Origin of the sequence: Streptomyces anatolicus (assembly GCF_019400875.1) — a bacterium.
GTDB lineage: Bacteria > Actinomycetota > Actinomycetes > Streptomycetales > Streptomycetaceae > Streptomyces > Streptomyces anatolicus.
Genome location: NZ_WMBF01000087.1, coordinates 1 through 19,362, shown reverse-complemented (window position 1 = coordinate 19,362; position 19,362 = coordinate 1). Strand labels below are relative to the sequence as shown.

Below are 19,362 nucleotides of genomic sequence, written 5' to 3'. Positions count from 1 at the left end.
GTGCACGACCAGCAGCACGGTCCGCCCGACCGCCAGGCGCCGAACCGCCTCCACGACCCCCGCCTCGGTCCCCCCGTCGAGCGCCGCCGTCGGCTCGTCGAGCAGCACCACGGGCCGGTCGGCGAGGAACGCCCGCGCCAGCGCGAGCCGTTGCCGCTGCCCCGCGGAGAGCCCGGCCCCGTCCTCCCCGAGCACGGTCCCGGCCCCGGCGGGCAGCGCGTCGATGAACTCCAGCGCCCCCGCGTCCCGAAGGGCCTGCCGCAGCTGGGCGTCGGACGCCTCGGGCCGCGCGAGCCGCACGTTCTCGGCGATGGTCCCGGCGAAGAGGTGCGGCCGCTGCGGCACCCACGCGATCCGCTCGCGCCAAAGCTCAGGGGAGATTTCCGCGAGGTCGACGCCCCCCACGGACACCCGTCCCTCGGTGGGCCGCACGAACCCGAGCACCACGTTCAGGAGGGTCGACTTGCCCGCCCCGCTCGGCCCGACGAGCGCCACGGTCTCCCCGGCCGCCACCTCGAAAGAGGCCCCGGAGACCGCGTCCGACGCCCGCCCCGGATACCGGACCGTCACGCCCTCCACGCTCAGCACGCCCGAGGGCGCCGCCCCCGCCCCGGCGGCCGGCACCGGTGTCTCAAGGACCTCGAAGATCTCCTCGGCGGCGGCAAGACCCTCCGCCGCCGCGTGGTACTGCGCCCCGACCTGGCGCAACGGCAGATAGGCCTCCGGCGCCAGGATGAGGATGACGAGACCGTCGTACAGCTCCATCTCGCCGTGCACGAGCCGCATGCCGATGGTCACCGCGACCAGCGCGACCGAGATCGTGGCGAGGAGTTCCAGGGCGAAGGAGGAGAGGAAGGCGATGCGCAGCGTCCGCATCGTCGCCTGGCGGTACTCACCGGTTATCTTCCGGATTGACTCGGCCTGCGCCTTGGCGCGGCCGAAGACCTTCAGAGTGGGCAGGCCCGCCACGACGTCAAGGAAGTGCCCCGAGAGCCGCGAGAGCAGCCGCCACTGACGGTCCATCCGGCTTTGCGTCGCCCAGCCGATCAGGATCATGAAGACCGGGATCAGGGGGAGCGTCACGACGATGATCGCCGCCGAGACCCAGTCCTCGGTGACGATACGGGCGAGCACCGCCACCGGCACCACCACCGCGAGCCCCAGCTGCGGCAGATAGCGCGAGAAGTAGTCGTCGAGCGCGTCCACGCCACGCGTCGCGAGCGAGACCAGCGAACCGGTCCGCTGCCCGCTCAGCCACCCGGGCCCCAGGTCACCCGCCCGTTCGAGGAGCCGCCCCCGCAGCTCGGACTTGACCGCCGCGCTCGCCCGGTACGCGGCGAGTTCGGTCAGCCAGGAGACCAGCCCCCGGCCCGCCGCGACCAGGGCGAGCAGCACCAGCGGCGTGCCCAGGTCGGCGACGGAGAGGTCCTGCTGGAAGGCGCCCACCACGATCTCGGCGATGAGCATCGCCTGCCCGATGACCAGGGCAGCCCCGACCAGCCCCAGTGCCACCACCGCGACGAGGAAGAACCGGGTGGCGCGGGCGTAGCGAAGCAGGCGCGGGTCGATTGGTTTCACGTGAAACACACCCTCTGGGAAACCACGGGAACGTCAGAACCTAGTGCGCGGCAGAAGCTAGTGCGCGGCGTCGGCGATGTGCTGCGTACCGATCCGCTTGCGGAACACCCAGTACGTCCACGCCTGGTAGAGCATCACCACGGGCGCCGCGATGACCGCGCACCAGGTCATGATCTTCAGGGTGTACGGGCTGGACGAGGCGTTGGTGACCGTCAGGCTCCACTCCTCGTTCAGCGACGACGGCATGACGTTCGGGAAGAGCGTCAGGAAGAGCATCGCGACGGCCGCCGCGATCGTGATCCCCGACAACGCGAACGACCAGCCCTCGCGCCCCGCCTTGATCGCCCCGATGGCACCGAGCAGCGCGACGACCGCCACGATCATCGCGACGAGGCTCTTGCCGTCCCCGTTGTCCGCCTGGGTCCAGAGCAGGAAGCCGAGCGCGAGGACCGCCGTGCCGAGCCCGAGACCAAGGGCCAGCTTCCGCGCCCGCACCCGGATGTCACCGACCGTCTTGAGCGAGGCGAAGACCGCGCCGTGGAAGGTGAACAGCGTCAGGGTGACCAGACCGCCCAGGATCGCGTACGGGTTGAGCAGGTCCCCGAAGGAGCCCACGTACTCCTTGTGGGCGTCGATCTTGACGCCGCGCGTGATGTTCGCGAAGGCCACGCCCCACATCACCGCCGGGATCAGCGAGGTCCAGAAGATCGCGTGCTCCCAGTTGGTCTGCCAGCGCTCCTCGGGCCGCTTGGCGCGGTACTCGAAGGCGACACCGCGCACGATCAGGCAGATCAGGATGACGAGCAGTGGCAGATAGAAGCCGGAGAAGAGCGTCGCGTACCACTCGGGGAAGGCGGCGAAGGTCGCGCCGCCCGCCGTGAGCAGCCACACCTCGTTGCCGTCCCAGACGGGGCCGATGGTGTTGATGAGGACCCGCTTCTCGACCCGGTCGCGGGCGAGCAGCTTGGTCAGCACCCCGATCCCGAAGTCGAAGCCCTCCAGGAAGAAGTAGCCGATCCACAGAACGGCGATCAGTACGAACCAGATGTCGTGGAGTTCCATGTGCTGAGCGCTCCTTCCTTCAGTACGAGAAGGCCATGGGCCGGTCGGCGTCGTCGTCGGAGTCCGAGTCCTTGCCGGAGCCCGGGCCCCCGACCGGTCCGCCGATCTTGGTGGGCGGGTTGAGGTCCACCTCGGTCAGCTCGGGCGGCCCCTGCCTGACGTACTTGAGCAGCAGCTTCACCTCGATCACGGCGAGGATCGCGTAGATGAGCGTGAACCCGATCAACGAGGTGAGCACCTCGCCCTGCGAGACACCGGGAGAGACCGCGTCCCTGGTGCGCAGCACTCCGTAGACCACCCACGGCTGACGCCCCGTCTCGGTGAAGATCCAGCCCCAGGCGGTGCCGATGAGGGGGAAGATCAGCGTCCACTGCGAGAGCCGCCACCACCAGGAACCGAGCTTCGGCGAAAGCTCCTTGTTCTTGGTGAGCATGAGCTTGGGCACCTCGTCCGCGCCGGTGCGGTGCTCCGGAGCGAGCCAGAACTTCCTCCGCGTCAGCCACAGCCCCGCCGTGCACAGGGCCATCGAGACCCCGCCGAAGCCGATCATCCAGCGGTACGACCAGTAGGTGGTGGGGATGTTGGGCCGGTAGTCGCCGGGCCCGAACTTGTCCTGCGCCTCCTTGTTGAGGTCGTTGATGCCGGGGATCTCGGCGCTGAAGTTATTCTTGGCGAGGAAGGAGAGGACGCCGGGGACCTCGATGGCGACCTTGTTGTGGCCCTCGGCGACATCGCCGTACGCGAAGATCGAGAAGGGCGCCGGCTTCTCCGACTCCCAGAGCGCCTCGGCGGCCGACATCTTCATCGGCTGCTGCTCGTACATGACCTTGCCGAGGGTGTCGGCGCTGACCACGGTGAGCAGGGTGCCGACGAAGGCGGTGACCAGGCCGAGCCGCATCGACATGCGCATGGCGCGGATGTGCCGCTTCTTGCGCAGGTGGACGATGGCGATGCCGGTCATGAAGGCGCCGCCCACCAGGATGGCCGCCGAGATGACGTGGAAGAAGTTGACCAGCGTCGTCTCCTGGAAGAGCACCTTCGCGAAGTCGGTCAGCTCCGCGCGCTTGGTGCCGTCCCGCTCCACGATCCGGTAGCCGACCGGGTGCTGCATAAAGGCGTTCGCGGCGATGATGAAGTACGCCGACAGGATGGTGCCGATGGAGACGATCCAGATCGTGGCGCAGTGCAGCTTCTTCGGCAGCTTGTCCCAGCCGAAGATCCACAGACCGATGAAGGTCGACTCGAAGAAGAAGGCGATCAGGGCCTCGAAGGCGAGCGGCGCGCCGAAGACGTCACCGACGAAGCGCGAGTAGTCGGACCAGTTCATGCCGAACTGGAACTCCTGGACGATGCCGGTGACGACACCCATCGCGATGTTGATCAGGAACAGCTTTCCCCAGAACTTGGTCGCCCTGAGGTAGTGCTCCTTGCCCGTCCGCACCCACGCCGTCTCGAGGATCGCCGTCAGGGCGGCCAGCGAGATCGTCAGGGGGACGAACAGGAAGTGGTAGACGGTCGTGATGCCGAACTGCCATCGCGCCAGGGTCTCCGGCGCCAGAGCCAGGTCCACTGCGTCTCTCCTTACTCGCCGTAGCCATCGCGGCAATTACCCCTGTATGTCCCACCGATCTCCGGAGGAACCGGGACGCGCTTGTGAACGCGTTCACATTCACAAGCATTATGTCGTACTGGCTGTCGACACCCAAACGGGGGTCCCCCCTTACCGGCGGGAACGACGGGGGCCACGAGGGGGCCTTCCCAAGAACTTCAACATATTGTTGAATCCGCCGCATGCAGACAGAGCAGCAGCACCAGCTACGGATACGCGTCTCCTGGCCCGCCGGCCATCTCACCGCCACGCTCGAGGACACCCCGACCGCCCGGGCCCTGGAGAAGGTCCTGCCGCTCGCCGCCTCCGCCCACACCTGGGGCGAGGAGGTCTACTTCGACACAGGCGTGAGCGTGCCGCGCGAGGCCGGCGCCCGGGAGGTCGTCGAGCCGGGCACGGTCGCCTTCTGGCCCGACGGCGACGCCCTCGCCCTCCCCTACGGCCCCACGCCGATCTCGCGGGGCGACGAGTGCCGCCTCGCGAGCCCGTGCAACGTCCTCGGCCGGTTCGACCAGGACCCGGACCTCCTGTCGAGCGTGCGCGACGGCGACCCGGTCCGGGTCGAACTCATCACCGACTGAGGGCGGCCCCCAGCCTCGCGAAGCGCCTCCGCTAAAGCTCCTTGCGGAACGCCTCCGCCGCCGCCAGGAAGACGTCATTGGCCTCGGTCTCCCCGATCGTGGCCCGCATCCCCTCGCCCGCGAACGGCCGCACCACCACGCCGGCCCGCTCGCACGCCGCCGCGAAGTCGGTCGTACGGTCCCCGAGCCGCAGCCACACGAAGTTCGCCTGCGTCTCGGGCACCGTCCAGCCCTGGCCGCGCAGCGCGTCGACCACCCGCGTGCGCTCGGCGACCAGCGAGCCGACGCGGCCCATCAGCTCGTCCTCGGCCCGCAGCGAGGCCACCGCCGCGTCCTGCGCGAGCTGGCTCACACCGAAGGGCACCGCCGTCTTGCGCAGCGCGGCGGCCACCGGCTCATGGGCCACCGCGAAGCCGACGCGCAGCCCCGCGAGCCCGTACGCCTTGGAGAAGGTCCGAAGGACACAGACGTTCGGGCGCTCGCGGTAGATCTCGATGCCGTCCGGGACCTCGGGGTCACGGATGAACTCGCGGTACGCCTCGTCCAGCACGACAAGGACATCACTCGGCACCCGGTCGAGGAAACGCTCCAGCTCGGCCCTGCGGACCACGGTGCCGGTGGGGTTGTTGGGGTTGCAGACGAAGATGAGGCGGGTGCGGTCCGTGATGGCGTCGGCCATCGCGTCCAGGTCGTGGACCTCGCCGTCCGTCAGCGGTACCCGCACCGACGTCGCGCCGCTGACCTGCGTGATGATCGGGTACGCCTCGAAGGAGCGCCACGCGTAGATCACCTCGTCGCCCGGGCCCGAGGTGGCCTGGAGCAGCTGCTGGGCGACGCCGACCGAGCCGGTGCCGGTGGCGATGTGCGAGACGGGCACGCCGAAGCGGTCGGCCAGTTCACTCATCAGGGCCGTGCACGCCATGTCGGGGTAGCGGTTGAAGGACCCGGCGGCGGCGAGGACACCCTCCATCACGCCGGGGAGCGGCGGGTAGGGGTTCTCGTTGGAGGACAGCTTGTAGGCCACCGGACCATCGGCCGCGGCGGGCTTGCCCGGCTTGTAGGTGGGGATGCCCTCCAGCTCGGCGCGCAGCCTAGGGGTCGTCTCGCTCACCGCAGTCCTCCTCGTACCAGTGCCAGAACAGTTCGAATACTGCTCACCTTATGAGGATTCCCCGCCGGTGCGAACGGCCCCGGAAGATCCGAGGGCACGCAGGGCCGGGGGAGCGCCCGCGCTCCCCCGTGCGCCGGTGGCTCGCTCCGTGGCGCGCGTCCCCCGTGAAGGTGAGTTGAGACCTCTTCGAGACCTACCGCATTCGACACGCCCACACGGGACGATCAGGGGCAGCCATCGCCCGCACCCTCAACTGCCTTGTATTCCATGGTCATTGACCCGCGAGTGCCTTGCAGAAACGTGCCTGTCAACGAGTGAATATGCGCCCGCGCTACCCACCCCCATGAGCCCTACTATCGGCTCGCCATGACAGCAGCAGGGAAGCACCAGGTGAGCCGAGCGGAGACCTCCCGCCGGGGCAACCGGCAGAACAGAGCGGGGATCAGAGACGTCGCCGCAGCCGCCGGTGTCTCCATCACGACTGTCTCCGATGCCCTCAACGGCAAGGGGCGGCTGCCCGATGCCACCCGACGCCATGTCCGTGAGGTCGCGGAGCGGCTGGGCTATCGCCCGTCCGCAGCGGCCCGAACCCTCCGTACCGGCAAGTCGGGCCTGATCGGCCTGACCGTGACGACGTACGGGGATGAACCTTTCACCTTCACCGAGTTCGCCTACTTCGCGGAGATGGCCAGAGCCGCCACCTCCGCCGCCCTCGCCCGGGGCTACGCCCTGGTCATCCTGCCCGCCACCTCGCGCCGCAGCCCGGTCGACGTGTGGTCGAACGTCGCGCTGGACGGCACCGTCGTCATCGACCCCTCCGACCACGACCCAGTCGTGAGCGAGCTGGTCAGACAGGGTCTGCCGGTGGTCTCCGACGGCCGCCCGGCGGGCTCGCTGCCCGTCACCGCCTGGGTCGACAACGACCACGAGGCCGCGGTCCTCGGAATCCTCGACCACCTCGCGGCCGCCGGCGCCCGCCGGATCGGCCTGCTCACCGGCACCACCACGGACACCTACACCCATCTCTCCACGACCGCGTATCTGAGCTGGTGCGAGCGGGTGGGACAGGACCCCGTCTACGAGTCCTATCCCGCGCACGACCCGTGCGCGGGCGCCGTCGCCGCCGACCGGCTGCTCGCCAGGCCCGACCGGCCCGACGCCGTCTACGGCCTCTTCGACCCCAACGGCACCGACCTGCTCGCCGCCGCCCGGCGGTACGGCCTGCGCGTCCCCGACGACCTGCTGCTCGTCTGCTGCAGCGAGTCCACGGTGTACGCCACCACGGAACCGCCCATCACCACGCTCTCCCTCAAACCGCGCCGCATCGGCACGGCCGTCGTACAGCTCCTCATCGACGCCATCGAGGGCCTCGATTCGGGGCGGCCCGTCGAGCAGGTGATACCGACCGAACTGATCGTGCGCACCTCGTCCGAGCGACGTCCGCCGCGCACGACGGTCAGCCCGCCGCGCTCCTCGGGCTCCGGCTGACCCCGACGATCCCGGGCAGAGGTGTGCCAACAGGCCACGATCAACGGGGAAACCTCTGCCCAATTCGGGAGAAAACCTCGGTGAACCGGCGCCGGGGACCGATTCACCACCCCTGGTGCACCACACAGCGGGAGCCGCATTCCTATGATGGGCGGACGACACCGCGAGCCGCTGCGACCAGGCAGTCCGTTCTCGGTGCAGATGCGGCGCAATGGTGGTGGAGGGGTCGATGACTCAGGGGGCCGGTCAGGGACCCGATGTGCGGACGGCGACGCTGCGCGACTTCCGCGTACCCGCGTACGTCCATGAGACCGCCGGCCCCGCCGAGGTGAGCCCTGGACCCCCGGTCCCGGCACCGGGCGAGGTGCCGGACGACGGCTACACCCCGACCCAGCGCGACCTCCCCGTCATCAACCGCGGGGACACCGTGCAGGTGCAGGTCATGCCGGAGCCCCCGCAGCCGCGGCCGAGCGACGAGCACGGCCCGCTGTTCGTCGTCGGCGACGTCCACGGCTATCTGGACGAGCTGGTCGCGGCCCTCCACGAGCAGGGCCTCATCGACGCCGAGGGCAACTGGGCCGCGGGCAACGCGCGCCTGTGGTTCCTCGGCGACTTCACCGACCGCGGGCCCGACGGCATCGGCGTCATCGACCTCGTGATGCGGCTGTCCGCCGAGGCCGCGGCCGCCGGTGGCTACTGCAAGGCCCTCATGGGCAACCACGAGCTGCTTCTGCTCGGCGCCAAGCGCTTCGGCGACACGCCCGTCAACTCCGGGGCGGGCACCGCCACCTTCCAGGCGGCCTGGTTGCTCAACGGCGGCCAGAAGACCGACATGGAGCGCCTTGAGGACCACCACCTCCAGTGGATGGCCCGCCTGGACGCCATGGAGGAGGCCGACGGCCATCTCCTCGTGCACTCCGACACGACCGCCTATCTGGATTACGGCGACTCGATCGAGGCAGTGAACGACACCATCCGCGAGACCCTTACGCGCAACGACGCCGACGAATGCTGGGATCTCTTCCGCAAGTTCACCAAGCGCTTCGCGTTCCGCGACGAGTCGGGCGCCTCGGCCGTGCGCGAACTCCTGGACATGTACGGCGGCACACGCATCGTCCACGGCCACAGCCCCATCCCCTACCTCCTGGGTGACGTCGGCTCCGAGGACGAATCGGATGGCGGCGGCCCGGTCATCGAGGGCCCGCACGTCTACGCCGACGGTCTGGCCATCGCGATGGACGGCGGAGTGACCATGGCCGGAAAGCTACTGGTCTGCCAACTCCCCCTGGGTATCTGAGCGTTAGCTGGGCAGGCGCCCCTTTACAGGATCACGTCGGCCAGGGGGGCCAATTCTGGAAACCCCCTGTCACCGCGTGCCGTCACGGCTCTACCATCGGCTTATCCGTAGCAGGCTCCCCTCCGTTTCTGCCCGACGGCTCGTAGCCATGCGAGCCTTAGTCCTACGGAGCATCGGGGGATGCACATGAACAGCGCTCCACACCTGCTCAATGAGGACCGCCCCGAGTACGAGCGGATCCTCGACGAGGCGCTGCGCACCGCACCTGACCGACCTGAACTCGCCGCAGTGGGCCAGCGGCTCAACACCGAACAACTGCGCACCATGGCCCTGAACGCGACAGCACTGATCACGGCCGCCGCCGCGGCCGAGTACGCGCACTACGTGAAGGTTCGCGAGGAGTTGCGCGAACCTCGACCGTCCTCCACCTCGATTCGCGAAGGGAGCGGGCAGAGCGCCGCGGAGTCGGGCTCCGGTGGCATCGGCCTCGCCACGACGATGGGCGAGGTCGCCGAGCCGGCGGCCGCGGCGGGCGCCGGGGCGGTGGCAGTCGTCGCGGTCCTCGCCCCTGTCCTCGCGGGCACGGCCGCCGCGATCTTCCTGCTCGTCGGCTACATCCTGAAGATGCTCGACCCCGAGCCCGCCTTCGCGGACACCATGCTCACTGCGGGCTGGCTGTTCGGCGCGCTCACCGCCGCGGGCATTCTGGTCGGCGGGGTCGGCCTGCTCCTGACCGCCCTGCGCAACGGCTCCACCTCGCTCCCCGCGGGACTCCACGGCGAGCGGCACGAGGAGGTCTCCCGAGCCAGGGAGGCCTGGGGGCGGGCCCTCCTGGAGCGGGGCATCGTGCCCTTCCTCCGGGATGCGCTGACGGCACCGGGCGCGGCTCCGGCCACCCGCACGCCGTCGCAGGCGCCCGGCCGCATGCCCCAACTCGGCTACAACCGCCCGGGCTTCAGCAGCCCGGACGGCGGCCAGGCGGGGTCACGGCCGAGCTACTCGAGCCCGGACTTCTCCAGCCCGGACTTCGGCGGTCCCGATCACAAGCCGGAGTAGGCCGGGGTGTCCGCAGAGCTGTCGCGGCGCTCTGCGGACACCCCGCCCGTGTCCCCGCACCCGTGCGGGGGCCGCTCGGCGGCAACCGTTCCGCTCAGGCGCCGGCTCAGTCGGCCAGCGGCAGATAGACCCGGTTGCCCGCCGCGGCGAACTCCTTGGACTTCTGCTCCATGCCCGCCTCGATCTCCTTCTCCTCCAGGTCACCGCCGTGCCGACGGCGGATGTCCTGGGAGATCTTCATCGAACAGAACTTCGGCCCGCACATCGAGCAGAAGTGCGCCGTCTTCGCGGGCTCGGCGGGCAGCGTCTCGTCGTGGAACTCCCGTGCGGTGACCGGGTCCAGGGCGAGATTGAACTGGTCCTCCCAGCGGAACTCGAAGCGCGCGTCCGAGAGCGCGTCGTCCCAGTCCTGCGCGCCCGGGTGGCCCTTGGCGAGGTCCGCCGCGTGCGCCGCGATCTTGTAGGTGATGACGCCCGTCTTCACGTCGTCGCGGTTGGGCAGGCCCAGGTGCTCCTTGGGCGTGACGTAGCAGAGCATCGCCGTGCCCCACCAGCCGATCATCGCGGCGCCGATGCCGGAGGTGATGTGGTCGTAGGCGGGCGCGATGTCCGTCGTCAGCGGGCCGAGGGTGTAGAACGGCGCCTCCTCGCAGATCTCCTGCTGAAGGTCGATGTTCTCCTTGATCTTGTGCATCGGGACGTGTCCCGGGCCCTCGATCATCGTCTGTACGTTGTGGCGCTTGGCGATCGTGTTGAGCTCCCCGAGCGTGCGCAACTCCGCGAACTGCGCCTCGTCGTTGGCGTCCGCGATCGAACCGGGCCGCAGGCCGTCACCGAGCGAGTACGTCACGTCGTACGCCGCGAGGATCTCGCACAGCTCCTCGAAGTGCTCGTAGAGGAAGCTCTCCTTGTGGTGCGCCAGGCACCAGGCCGCCATGATCGAACCGCCGCGCGAGACGATGCCGGTCTTGCGGTTGGCGGTCAGCGGGACGTACGGCAGGCGCACACCCGCGTGCACCGTCATGTAGTCCACGCCCTGTTCGGCCTGCTCGATGACCGTGTCCTTGTAGATCTCCCAGGTCAGCGCCTCGGCTTGGCCGTCGACCTTCTCCAGGGCCTGGTAGAGGGGGACGGTGCCGATGGGGACGGGGGAGTTGCGCAGGACCCACTCGCGGGTGGTGTGGATGTTGCGGCCGGTGGACAGGTCCATGACCGTGTCGGCGCCCCACTTCGTCGCCCAGGTCATCTTGTCCACCTCCTCCTCGATGGAGGAGGTGACCGCGGAGTTGCCGATGTTGGCGTTCACCTTCACCAGGAACTTCTTGCCGATGATCATCGGCTCGATCTCCGGGTGGTTGACGTTCGCCGGGATCACGGCCCGGCCCGCGGCGACCTCCGCCCGCACGACCTCGGGGTCGATGTTCTCGCGGATCCCGATGAACTCCATCTCGGGCGTGATCTCCCCGCGCCGGGCGTACGCGAGCTGCGTGACCGCCTGGCCCTGACGGCCCCGGCGCGGCTGGCGGGGGCGGCCGGGGAAGACCGCGTCGAGGTTCTTGAGCCCGCCGCGGGGCGAGGTGTGCTTGATCCCGTCGTCCTCGGGACGGGGCGGACGGCCCACGTACTCCTCGGTGTCGCCGCGGGCGATGATCCAGTTCTCCCGCAGCGGCGGCAGGCCACGGCGGACGTCGGTCTCGGCGGACGGGTCGGTGTACGGACCCGATGTGTCGTACAGGGTGACGGCCTTGCCATTGGTGAGGTGCACCTGGCGGACCGGCACGCGCAGATCGGGGCGCGAGCCCTCGACGTACGCCTTGTGCCAGCCGATGGACTTCCCGGCCTCGTTCAGGGACTCGCCCTGGGTGGAGGCAGGCGTGCGTGCGTCCGATGTGGTCATGAGACCTACTCCCTACGCCGGCATTACCCGGTAACAGGTTCGGCGGTCGACGCAGCGGATCCCGTACGGTTCGTGCACTCCTGGTGCACTTTCGTACGGAGGTCAGCGCCCTCTCAGCCCGGTGCTCCGAGCTCCCGCGATTGCAAAGGTGGCTCCACGCTAGCGTCATGTCGGGCGCGCTGAACAGAGGGCCCCCTCCGTTCTTGCGATGATCGGGCAGTGACCACCACATCCCCGCCGCCGCCTCCGCCCCCGCAGCCGCCCCTTTCCGGCCCTCCTCCGGAGGGGCACGGACACGGGCACTCGCACAGTCACGGCCCGGCCGCACCCGTCTCCCAGCACCTGCGCAAGGTCATCGCCGCGGTGCTGATCCCCTTCGCCACCGCGGTCGTCGTGGGCCTTGTGGTGCTCTGGCCCGGTGGCACGCCCTCGCACGAGCGGACCGGCGTCGGCTTCGACCGGCAGACACAGTCGGCGAAGGTCACGAAGGTGCAGGAGCTGCCCTGCAAGGACCTCAGCCCCTCGCAGCCCCAGCCGAACGGCGACACCTCCACCCCCGAGGGCCAGTCCGCCCAGTCCTCGGCGACGGGCACCTGCAAGAAGGCGCTGATCGAGGTGACCAGCGGCGAGGACGAGGGCCGCACCTTCACCGAGATCATCCAGCCGGACTCGCCCCGGCAACTCCGCAAGGGCCAAGAGGTGGTGGTCGCCTACGAGCCCAAGGCACCCGAGGGGTTGCAGTACTCGGTCACCGATGTGAACCGCAAGATGCCGATGGCGCTGCTCGCCGGCATCTTCGCGCTCGCCGTCGCCGTGGTGGGCCGCCTGCGCGGCGTGATGGCGCTGGTCGCCCTCGCCGTCAGCTTCCTCATCCTGACCTTCTTCATCCTGCCCGCGATCCTCCAGGGCTCGAACCCACTGGTCGTGGCGGTGATCGGCGCGAGCGCCATCATGCTGGTCGCGCTCTATCTCTGCCACGGCCTCACGGCCCGTACGTCGGTGGCGGTGCTCGGCACGCTCATCTCCCTCCTCCTGATCGGCCTGCTCGGTTCGCTCTTCATCGGCTGGGCGGCGCTGACCGGCAACACGGACGACAACACCGGCCTCATTCACGGCCTGTACCCGTCCATCGACATGAGCGGTCTGCTGCTCGCGGGCGTCATCATCGGCTCACTCGGCGTCCTCGACGACGTGACGGTCACCCAGACCTCGGCCGTGTGGGAACTTCACCAGGCCAACCCGAACATGGGCTGGCGCGGCCTGTACCGAGCGGGCATCCGCATCGGCCGCGACCACATCGCCTCGGTCGTCAACACCCTCGTCCTCGCCTACGCGGGCGCCGCCCTGCCCCTTCTCCTCCTCTTCTCGATCGCTCAGTCCAGCGTGGGCACGGTCGCCAACAGCGAGTTGGTCGCCGAGGAGATCGTGCGCACCCTGATCGGCTCGATCGGGCTTGTCGCCTCGGTACCGGTGACGACCGCGCTGGCCGCCCTGGTCGTCTCCGCCGACCGCTCCACCGGCCCCGGCGCCCGGGCCCCGGTCTCCGGCACTCCCGCCCCCCGCTCCTCCCGCGGCGGCAAGGGACGACGCCGCAAGGCCTGAGCACCTGGCGTTGCCGTCAAATGCACCAATCTGCCATCCGTACGCGTGCGTTGAGCCCAGGGTCAGCCCGCGTTCTGCTCCTCCGCCAGGATCCGGTCGAGCGCCTCGTCCAGGTGCGCGTCGAAGTCGGCGAGCGTCCGCTCCTGCCCGAGCGGCACCAACTTGTCCGTACGGTCCAGGAAGGCGAGCAGGGGCGGGATGCCCACCCGGAACAGCGCCTGATCCTCGCCGACCTGAAGCCTGATCAGGGCCTCGTCGAGCAGATCGGGGTCGATGGGCTCGATGCGCACATCCCCCACCCCACACGGCCTGCCCATGCCGTCGATGAGCAGCTCCCTCCCAAAGGCCCAGGTCACCGGGGTGTCCCCCGGCAGGTGGAACGTCAGCCGCACGGCATAGGGATCTTCGGTCTCATAGCGCAGCTCCACCGGAATACGAAACGACAGCTCCTCGGAAACAAGGAAGCTCATCATGACCTCTGCCTGAACGGACTCGTCCATCGCGCCGCCCTACCCCGTCACTTAGCCATCAAAGGGCCAGGATCCGACTCCCTGACACTCATGGCATCTTGCTTAACGTGCACACCAGATCACAAGGAGTGAGTTTTCAGATGCTGATAGAGAAGGCGAGTGTCCCTAGTAGCTTTCCGATCTCCCGCTGCAATCTCTCCGCCGCGGGCAGCAGCCGCTCGGCCTGACCCGCGGGAACGGAAATGGCCAGGGTCGCCGCGGTGTCCCCCGCCAGGATCGGAACCGCGGCGCAGACCGTCCCGAGCGCGTACTCCTGATGCTCCACGACGGGCCGCATCCGCTCCATCGCGTCGAGGCGGCGCAGGAACGAACGGTCGTCGCGGACGGAGTAACGCGTGATCGACTGGACCGGGTAGCGATCGAGGTGGTCCTGGCGTGCCTCGCCGCCGAGTTGGGAGAGCAGGCACTGGCCGATGGCGTGGGCGTGGCCCGTCTCGCGGAAGTCCGCCCACTCCTCGACCGCGGGATTGCCCGGGGTGTCGGAGACCGCCACGACCTCGATCTCACCCTCGCGGTACACCGCGAAGTACACCGGCACCCCGATGACGTCGCGACAGTGCGCCAGAGCCTCGCCGATGAGGCCGCGACGATTCTGCTGGGCCCCGCTGCTGCTGAGCCGCTCGGCCGCCTCGCCGAGCACGAACACTCCCTTCTCTCGCCGCAGATAGCCCTCGTGGGTCAGTGTGCGCAGCAGGTGGTAAGCGGTGGGGAGCGCCAGCCCGGCCTCGCGGGCCAACTGCTTCGCGGGGGCCCCGTACTGGTGGGTGGCGGCGGCTTCCAGTAACCGCATCGCGCGCTGTACGGAGCCGATGAGGGTGGGCGTGGCGGTGGCGTCACCCGCCGGGGCGGAGGTGTCGACCGGTGAGGTGGAGGCGTCGGCCGCGGCCAAGGTTCACTCCCGAAGCGCGTGGGGGGCCGCCCGTGCCCGGAAAAACACGGGAGGGCAGTGCGCCCGTCCGCGGGGAACGGTCCCGCGTCGGTTTTCGGACTCTAACCCTTGGCCACCGCTCTGCGGCCGTTTGCCGGAAAACTTCCCCCGGCCGAGGGAATCGTTTCGAAAAGTGGCCTCTCGGCAGTAACCCCACGCGGGGGATCACCCACAGGGGTCACCAATCGGTGCGGGACGAGGACGAGCCGGATATGAACTTTCGTACGACATAGATGAGTCCACCGATCAAAGCGACGAAAAGCAGCGCCTTGAAGAGCAGGCCGATGACGAAACCGACCACGGTCGCTATCACGCTTCCGAACACGACCAACGCGATGACGGGCACGGCCACCCACTTCACCCACCACGGCATTCCCGCAAAGATCTCCTTCACTGCCATCGTCCTTACCTCTCTGCGCACACATCTCATCGGCGGGTTCCTGAATGTCCGCAGGCTCCCGGCTTCTTGATTCGATGTTAGGTGGGCAAATGGCTCAGTGGGGGCCTCGCACCCCTTGTCCTCCCCTGATCCGCCCCCTAGGGGTCAGGCCTCCGGCGGGGAGAAGACGACCAGGACGCGCAGGTCCTCGCTGATGTGGTGGAACTTGTGGGCCACACCGGCCGGCACATAGACGACACTGCCGCGCGCGACCGACGTGGTCTCCATGCCGACCGTGATCGAGGCGCGGCCGCTCACGACCATGTACACCTCGTCCTGCCCGTGCGGCTGCTGCGGATCGGACTGCCCGGCGTCGAGCGCGTAGAGCCCGACCGACATGTTCCGCTCCCGCAGAAACTGCAGATACGCGCCGTCGTTCGCCGCGCGCTCCGCCTCCAGCTCGTCCAGTCGGAATGCCTTCATCGCCCTCGTACGCCCCTCGCTGATACTCGCCCCGCGGAATCCCGCCGGTGCGCGCGGCCCGACCGCTCTCGGTCCACGTCTGCCACGATCAGACACATGAAGAATTTCGTAGTCAAGACGATCGCCAACGCCGCGGCCCTCGCCGTCGCCGTCTGGCTGCTCGACAAGATCACGCTGACCGGCGGGAGCACCGGCAAGAAGGTCGGCACCCTCCTCGTCGTCGCCCTGCTCTTCGGCCTGGTGAACTTCCTGGTCAAGCCGGTGGTGAAGGTCCTCACCTTCCCGTTGTTCATCCTGACCCTCGGCCTGATCACCCTCGTGGTCAACGCCCTGATGCTGCTGCTCACCTCGTGGCTGGCCGACAAGTTCGACGTCAGCTTCCATGTGGAGGGCTTCTGGACCGCCGTCCTGGGCGGCCTGATCATCTCGATCGTGTCCTGGGCCATGAACGTGGTACTCCCCGACGACAAGGACTGAGCGGCATGACGGACTCTGCGGCCATAGGCGTCGGCGACGGCACGCGGGCGGTGCGGGCCGGGCTGCCCGAGCCGGTGAAGCACGAACCCACCCTGCCCGGCCCGGTGTTCGCCGCCCACTTCCACCTGCCGGGCGACCCCACGGGCGGCTACGCCTACGCACGCGACGAGAACCCCACCTGGACGCACCTGGAGCGCGCCATCGGCGAGCTGGAGGCGCCGGACGCCGGGGACGACGTCGACACGCTCGTCTTCGCCTCCGGCATGGCCGCGATCTCGGCGGTGCTCTTCTCCCAGCTCCGCGCCGGGGACGCGGTCGTGCTGCCGGACGACGGCTACCAGGTGCTTCCCCTGGTCAGCGAGCAGCTCACGGCCTACGGCATCGAGGTGCGCACCGCGCCGACAGGCGGTGACGCCCAGCTCGACGTCCTGGACGGCGCCAAGCTGCTGTGGATCGAGACCCCGTCCAACCCGGGCCTCGACGTGTGCGACGTGCGCCGTCTCGCTGAGGCGGCCCGCGCGCGTGGTGCCCTGGTGGCGGTCGACAACACCCTGGCGACACCGCTCGGCCAGCGCCCCCTGGAACTCGGCGCCGACTTCGCGGTCGCCAGCGGCACGAAGATGCTCACCGGCCACGGCGACCTCCTCCTCGGGTACGTCGCCTGCCGGGACGCGGAGCTGACGGCTTCCGTACGGCGGTGGCGCAAGATCGTCGGGGCGATCCCGGGGCCGATGGAGGCCTGGCTCGCGCACCGCTCCCTCGCCACGCTCCAGCTCCGAGCCGACCGGCAGAACGCGAACGCCCTGGCCCTCGCCGAGGCCCTGCGCGGCCGTCCCGAGGTGACGGGGCTTCGGTATCCCGGGCTGCCCGAGGACCCCTCGTACGAGATCGCCTCGCGGCAGATGCGGCGCTTCGGGTGCGTGGTCTCCTTCACGCTGCCGACGCGTGCGCGTGCCGAGCGTTTCCTTCAGGCGCTGCGCCTCGTCGACGACGCGACGAGCTTCGGGGGTGTGCGGTCGGCGGCCGAGCGGCGTCGGCGCTGGGGCGGCGACGATGTCCCGGAGGGCTTCATCCGCTTCTCCGCGGGCGCCGAGGACCCCGATGACCTGGTGGCGGATGTGCTCCGCGCGCTGGACGAAGCGGCGGGGTGATCTCTGCCGCCCGCCCCCCGTCTGTCGTCGTCCGCCCGTCATCTGGGCGCTGCTCTGACCGGCCGCACCTCGTGCGGGCGCGCGGATGGCCGGGGGTGCGGGCGGCCGCCGACTGGGCTTGATGGCGGTCCTGACTGGTGCGCGATGTTTCACGTGGAACAGTCCGGGCCACATTTCCCCCATGACCGTCCGACCCGTGGTCAAGCGCACCGCACGCGCCGTCCTGCTGGACGGCGACGACCTGATCCTGATCAAGCGGACCAAGCCCGGCGTCGATCCGTACTGGATCACCCCTGGCGGCGGCGTGGAGCCGGAGGACGCCACCGTCATCGACGCACTCCACCGCGAGGTCCATGAGGAACTCGGCGCCAAGATCACTGACGTGGTGCCCTGCTTCGTCGACACCGTGGAGCACATCGGCGAGGACGGCGGTGCGACCGGGGTCAAGGTGCAGCACTTCTTCGTCTGCCGTCTGGAGTCCATGGACACCGGCCTGCGGCACGGCCCCGAGGTCGAGGAGCCGTGCGGCGAGTACGAGATCGTGCACGTGCCCTTCACCCGGGTCGGCATCGCCTCGGTCCATCTCGTACCGCTGTCGCTGCGGCACTACCTGGACGGCAACATCGAGGGCGTACGCGCGATGCACGCCCCCGACCTGGGCTAGGGCCTGTCCGGCGGATCAGGTCGCGTTCGGGTGGCGGTCGCCTTTTCGTGCGGGTGAGCGGGGTGTGGTGCGTCGAGATGCAAGGCGGAGGAGGGCGGCAACGCGGAGCGTTGACAACCGACGACAACGCCGCAGTGATGGGGCCTCCCCTGCTCGAGCGGAGCCGAGAGCTTGGGGAAGTGCCACACCCCGCGCCCCGCGACATGATCCGCCGGACAGGCCCTAATCTCCGGCTGCCGCGGCCACCAGTTCCTCGACGGAGTCGTGACGGATGCGGCCCTCGGGGATGCCCGCGTCCCGCAGGACGTCCACACCGCTGCGGATCATGCCGGGCGGCCCGGAGAGGTACGCGTCGTACTCGTTCCAGGGGCCGTACTCGCGCACGGCGTCCGGCAGTTGGGCCCGCTGGTCGACGATCGGGCGCACGGCCAGCCAGGGGTGGGTCTGCTGGAGCCGCAGCATCGTGTCGATGTCGTACAGGTCGTGATCGGTGCGGGCGCCGTAGAACACCTCGACCGGGCGCCGTCTGCCGTGCTCGGCGACATCCTCGACCAGGGCCTTGATGGGCGCGATGCCCGTGCCGCCGCCCAGACACAGGAGGCCGCTGTCGGTGGTGTGGTCGACGGTCATCGAGCCCGCGGGCGGGCCGAGCCGCAGCATGTCGCCGGGGCGGGCGCGGTGCACCAGGGCGTTGGAGACCCAGCCGGCCGGGACCGCCTTCACATGGAAGGACAGCAGGCCGTCGGAGCGCGGCGCCGACGCGAAGGAGTAGTGGCGCCAGATCCTCGGCCACCAGGGGGTCTCCAGGCTGGTGTACTGCCCGGCGAGGAAGGGGTAGGGCTGGTCCGGGCGGACCGTGACCACGGCTATGTCCGGGGTCCTGAGATCGTGCGAGACGACCTCCGCGAACCACCAGGCGGGAGCGCGCAGCTCGTCCTCCGCGGCGGCGTCGATCATGACCTGGGAGATCGTCGTGTACGTGCGGACCCAGGCGGCTTCGGTCTCCTCGTCCCAGATCGCGCTCGCGTACCGGCTCAGCGAGGCGATCAGGCACTCGCCGACGGCCGGATAGTGCTCGGGCCGGGTGCCGTACTTGCGGTGTCCGCGACCGAGGTTCTTCAGGTACGAGACGAGCACGTCGGTGTGGTCGATGTGCTCGGCCGCCGTCAGCAGCGCCTTGAGGAGCCGGTCCCGCTGGGTGTCCATCGCTGCAGGGAACAGGGCGCGCAGGTCGGGGTGGCGGGTGAAGAGCAGGGCGTAGAAGTACGAGGTGACCTGGTCGGCGACCGGGCCGACCTCGGCCATCGTGCGCTGCACCAGCGCGGCGTCCGGGGACGCGGGCTTCGACGGTCTGGCCGGCTTCGCCGACTGGACGAAGGCTTCGGCGCCCGGCGCGGGTGCTTCCGGCTGAGGCTGCGGTTCAGCGGCAGCGGTCGGGGTCGGGGGTGGCGTCGGATCCTGCTCGGAGG

18 protein-coding genes are annotated in these 19,362 nt (G+C 69.5%); 8 read left to right on the top strand and 10 right to left on the bottom strand.

From position 1 onward, the window contains the following. From cydD to GKQ77_RS11340, 3 genes are all read right to left on the bottom strand, one after another. Positions 1–1,578, bottom strand: a 1,578-nt coding sequence (gene cydD / locus GKQ77_RS11350; RefSeq protein WP_219688592.1) for a thiol reductant ABC exporter subunit CydD, incomplete at its 3' end; no start/stop codon positions are given. Between the two features lie 57 nt (positions 1,579–1,635). Beyond that, positions 1,636–2,640 (bottom strand): cytochrome d ubiquinol oxidase subunit II, encoded by a 1,005-nt coding sequence (cydB, locus tag GKQ77_RS11345; protein WP_219688591.1) that lies wholly within the window; start codon positions 2,638–2,640, stop codon positions 1,636–1,638. A gap of 19 nt (positions 2,641–2,659) precedes the next feature. After that, positions 2,660–4,210: a cytochrome ubiquinol oxidase subunit I gene (locus GKQ77_RS11340; RefSeq protein ID WP_219688590.1), complete on the bottom strand. Its 1,551-nt coding sequence runs from the start codon at positions 4,208–4,210 to the stop codon at positions 2,660–2,662. 221 nt (positions 4,211–4,431) lie between these two features. Here GKQ77_RS11340 and GKQ77_RS11335 point away from each other — a divergent pair, with 221 nt between their 5' ends. Further along, positions 4,432–4,830 carry a cyclophilin-like fold protein gene (locus GKQ77_RS11335; protein ID WP_219688589.1) on the top strand — a complete coding sequence of 133 codons (399 nt, stop codon included), beginning with the start codon at positions 4,432–4,434 and terminating at the stop codon, positions 4,828–4,830. 31 nt (positions 4,831–4,861) lie between these two features. Here the strand turns inward: GKQ77_RS11335 and hisC are convergent, their stop codons facing one another. Next, positions 4,862–5,941 carry a histidinol-phosphate transaminase gene (gene hisC, locus GKQ77_RS11330; RefSeq protein ID WP_219688588.1) on the bottom strand — a complete coding sequence of 360 codons (1,080 nt, stop codon included), beginning with the start codon at positions 5,939–5,941 and terminating at the stop codon, positions 4,862–4,864. 366 nt (positions 5,942–6,307) lie between these two features. On the opposite strand from hisC, the gene GKQ77_RS11325 reads away from it, so the two are divergent. The 3 genes from GKQ77_RS11325 to GKQ77_RS11315 all read left to right on the top strand — a co-directional run bounded on the left by GKQ77_RS11325 (position 6,308) and on the right by GKQ77_RS11315 (position 9,782). After that, positions 6,308–7,429, top strand: a complete 1,122-nt coding sequence (locus GKQ77_RS11325) for a LacI family DNA-binding transcriptional regulator (protein ID WP_219688587.1) — start codon at positions 6,308–6,310, stop codon at positions 7,427–7,429. Positions 7,430–7,643: 214 nt separating this feature from the next. Then, the gene (locus GKQ77_RS11320) at positions 7,644–8,726 is read left to right on the top strand and encodes a metallophosphoesterase (RefSeq protein WP_372459860.1); all 1,083 of its coding nucleotides are present in this window, start codon (positions 7,644–7,646) and stop codon (positions 8,724–8,726) included. Between the two features lie 180 nt (positions 8,727–8,906). After that, entirely contained in the window at positions 8,907–9,782 is an 876-nt protein-coding gene (locus tag GKQ77_RS11315; RefSeq protein WP_219688585.1) for a hypothetical protein, read from the top strand. A 106-nt stretch (positions 9,783–9,888) separates the two neighbouring features. Here the strand turns inward: GKQ77_RS11315 and thiC are convergent, their stop codons facing one another. Beyond that, positions 9,889–11,679: a phosphomethylpyrimidine synthase ThiC gene (gene thiC, locus GKQ77_RS11310; protein WP_258021174.1), complete on the bottom strand. Its 1,791-nt coding sequence runs from the start codon at positions 11,677–11,679 to the stop codon at positions 9,889–9,891. Between the two features lie 219 nt (positions 11,680–11,898). On the opposite strand from thiC, the gene GKQ77_RS11305 reads away from it, so the two are divergent. Continuing rightward, the gene (locus GKQ77_RS11305) at positions 11,899–13,281 is read left to right on the top strand and encodes a YibE/F family protein (protein WP_219688584.1); all 1,383 of its coding nucleotides are present in this window, start codon (positions 11,899–11,901) and stop codon (positions 13,279–13,281) included. A gap of 62 nt (positions 13,282–13,343) precedes the next feature. On the opposite strand, the gene GKQ77_RS11300 is transcribed toward GKQ77_RS11305, so the two are convergent. The 4 genes from GKQ77_RS11300 to GKQ77_RS11285 form a co-directional block, all read right to left on the bottom strand. Beyond that, a complete protein-coding gene (locus GKQ77_RS11300; RefSeq protein ID WP_219688583.1) occupies positions 13,344–13,781 on the bottom strand; it encodes an SsgA family sporulation/cell division regulator in 438 nt (145 codons plus the stop codon). 106 nt (positions 13,782–13,887) lie between these two features. Next, entirely contained in the window at positions 13,888–14,601 is a 714-nt protein-coding gene (locus tag GKQ77_RS11295; RefSeq protein WP_206302940.1) for an IclR family transcriptional regulator, read from the bottom strand. 316 nt (positions 14,602–14,917) lie between these two features. Continuing rightward, positions 14,918–15,133, bottom strand: a complete 216-nt coding sequence (locus GKQ77_RS11290) for a DUF5326 family protein (protein WP_125517863.1) — start codon at positions 15,131–15,133, stop codon at positions 14,918–14,920. Positions 15,134–15,283: 150 nt separating this feature from the next. Then, positions 15,284–15,601 carry a cupin domain-containing protein gene (locus tag GKQ77_RS11285; protein WP_219688582.1) on the bottom strand — a complete coding sequence of 106 codons (318 nt, stop codon included), beginning with the start codon at positions 15,599–15,601 and terminating at the stop codon, positions 15,284–15,286. Positions 15,602–15,697: 96 nt separating this feature from the next. On the opposite strand from GKQ77_RS11285, the gene GKQ77_RS11280 reads away from it, so the two are divergent. From GKQ77_RS11280 to GKQ77_RS11270, 3 genes are all read left to right on the top strand, one after another. Next, entirely contained in the window at positions 15,698–16,078 is a 381-nt protein-coding gene (locus tag GKQ77_RS11280; protein WP_125513907.1) for a phage holin family protein, read from the top strand. A 5-nt stretch (positions 16,079–16,083) separates the two neighbouring features. Beyond that, on the top strand, positions 16,084–17,229 hold the full coding sequence (locus GKQ77_RS11275) for a cystathionine gamma-lyase (protein WP_219688581.1): 1,146 nt from the start codon (positions 16,084–16,086) through the stop codon (positions 17,227–17,229). Positions 17,230–17,410: 181 nt separating this feature from the next. Further along, entirely contained in the window at positions 17,411–17,893 is a 483-nt protein-coding gene (locus tag GKQ77_RS11270; protein ID WP_219688580.1) for an NUDIX domain-containing protein, read from the top strand. A 222-nt stretch (positions 17,894–18,115) separates the two neighbouring features. Here GKQ77_RS11270 and GKQ77_RS11265 read toward each other — a convergent pair. Next, positions 18,116–19,362, bottom strand: a 1,247-nt coding sequence (locus GKQ77_RS11265) for a globin domain-containing protein (protein WP_258021171.1), incomplete at its 5' end; no start/stop codon positions are given.

Coding starts and splice junctions, on each gene's coding strand:
- cydB (WP_219688591.1), bottom strand. CDS start 2,640: ATGGAACTCCACGACATCTGGTTCGTACTGATCGCCGTTCTGTGGATC.
- GKQ77_RS11335 (WP_219688589.1), top strand. CDS start 4,432: ATGCAGACAGAGCAGCAGCACCAGCTACGGATACGCGTCTCCTGGCCC.
- GKQ77_RS11325 (WP_219688587.1), top strand. CDS start 6,308: ATGACAGCAGCAGGGAAGCACCAGGTGAGCCGAGCGGAGACCTCCCGC.
- GKQ77_RS11315 (WP_219688585.1), top strand. CDS start 8,907: ATGCACATGAACAGCGCTCCACACCTGCTCAATGAGGACCGCCCCGAG.
- thiC (WP_258021174.1), bottom strand. CDS start 11,679: ATGACCACATCGGACGCACGCACGCCTGCCTCCACCCAGGGCGAGTCC.
- GKQ77_RS11300 (WP_219688583.1), bottom strand. CDS start 13,781: ATGGACGAGTCCGTTCAGGCAGAGGTCATGATGAGCTTCCTTGTTTCC.
- GKQ77_RS11295 (WP_206302940.1), bottom strand. CDS start 14,601: ATGCGGTTACTGGAAGCCGCCGCCACCCACCAGTACGGGGCCCCCGCG.
- GKQ77_RS11285 (WP_219688582.1), bottom strand. CDS start 15,601: ATGAAGGCATTCCGACTGGACGAGCTGGAGGCGGAGCGCGCGGCGAAC.
- GKQ77_RS11280 (WP_125513907.1), top strand. CDS start 15,698: ATGAAGAATTTCGTAGTCAAGACGATCGCCAACGCCGCGGCCCTCGCC.
- GKQ77_RS11275 (WP_219688581.1), top strand. CDS start 16,084: ATGACGGACTCTGCGGCCATAGGCGTCGGCGACGGCACGCGGGCGGTG.
- GKQ77_RS11270 (WP_219688580.1), top strand. CDS start 17,411: ATGACCGTCCGACCCGTGGTCAAGCGCACCGCACGCGCCGTCCTGCTG.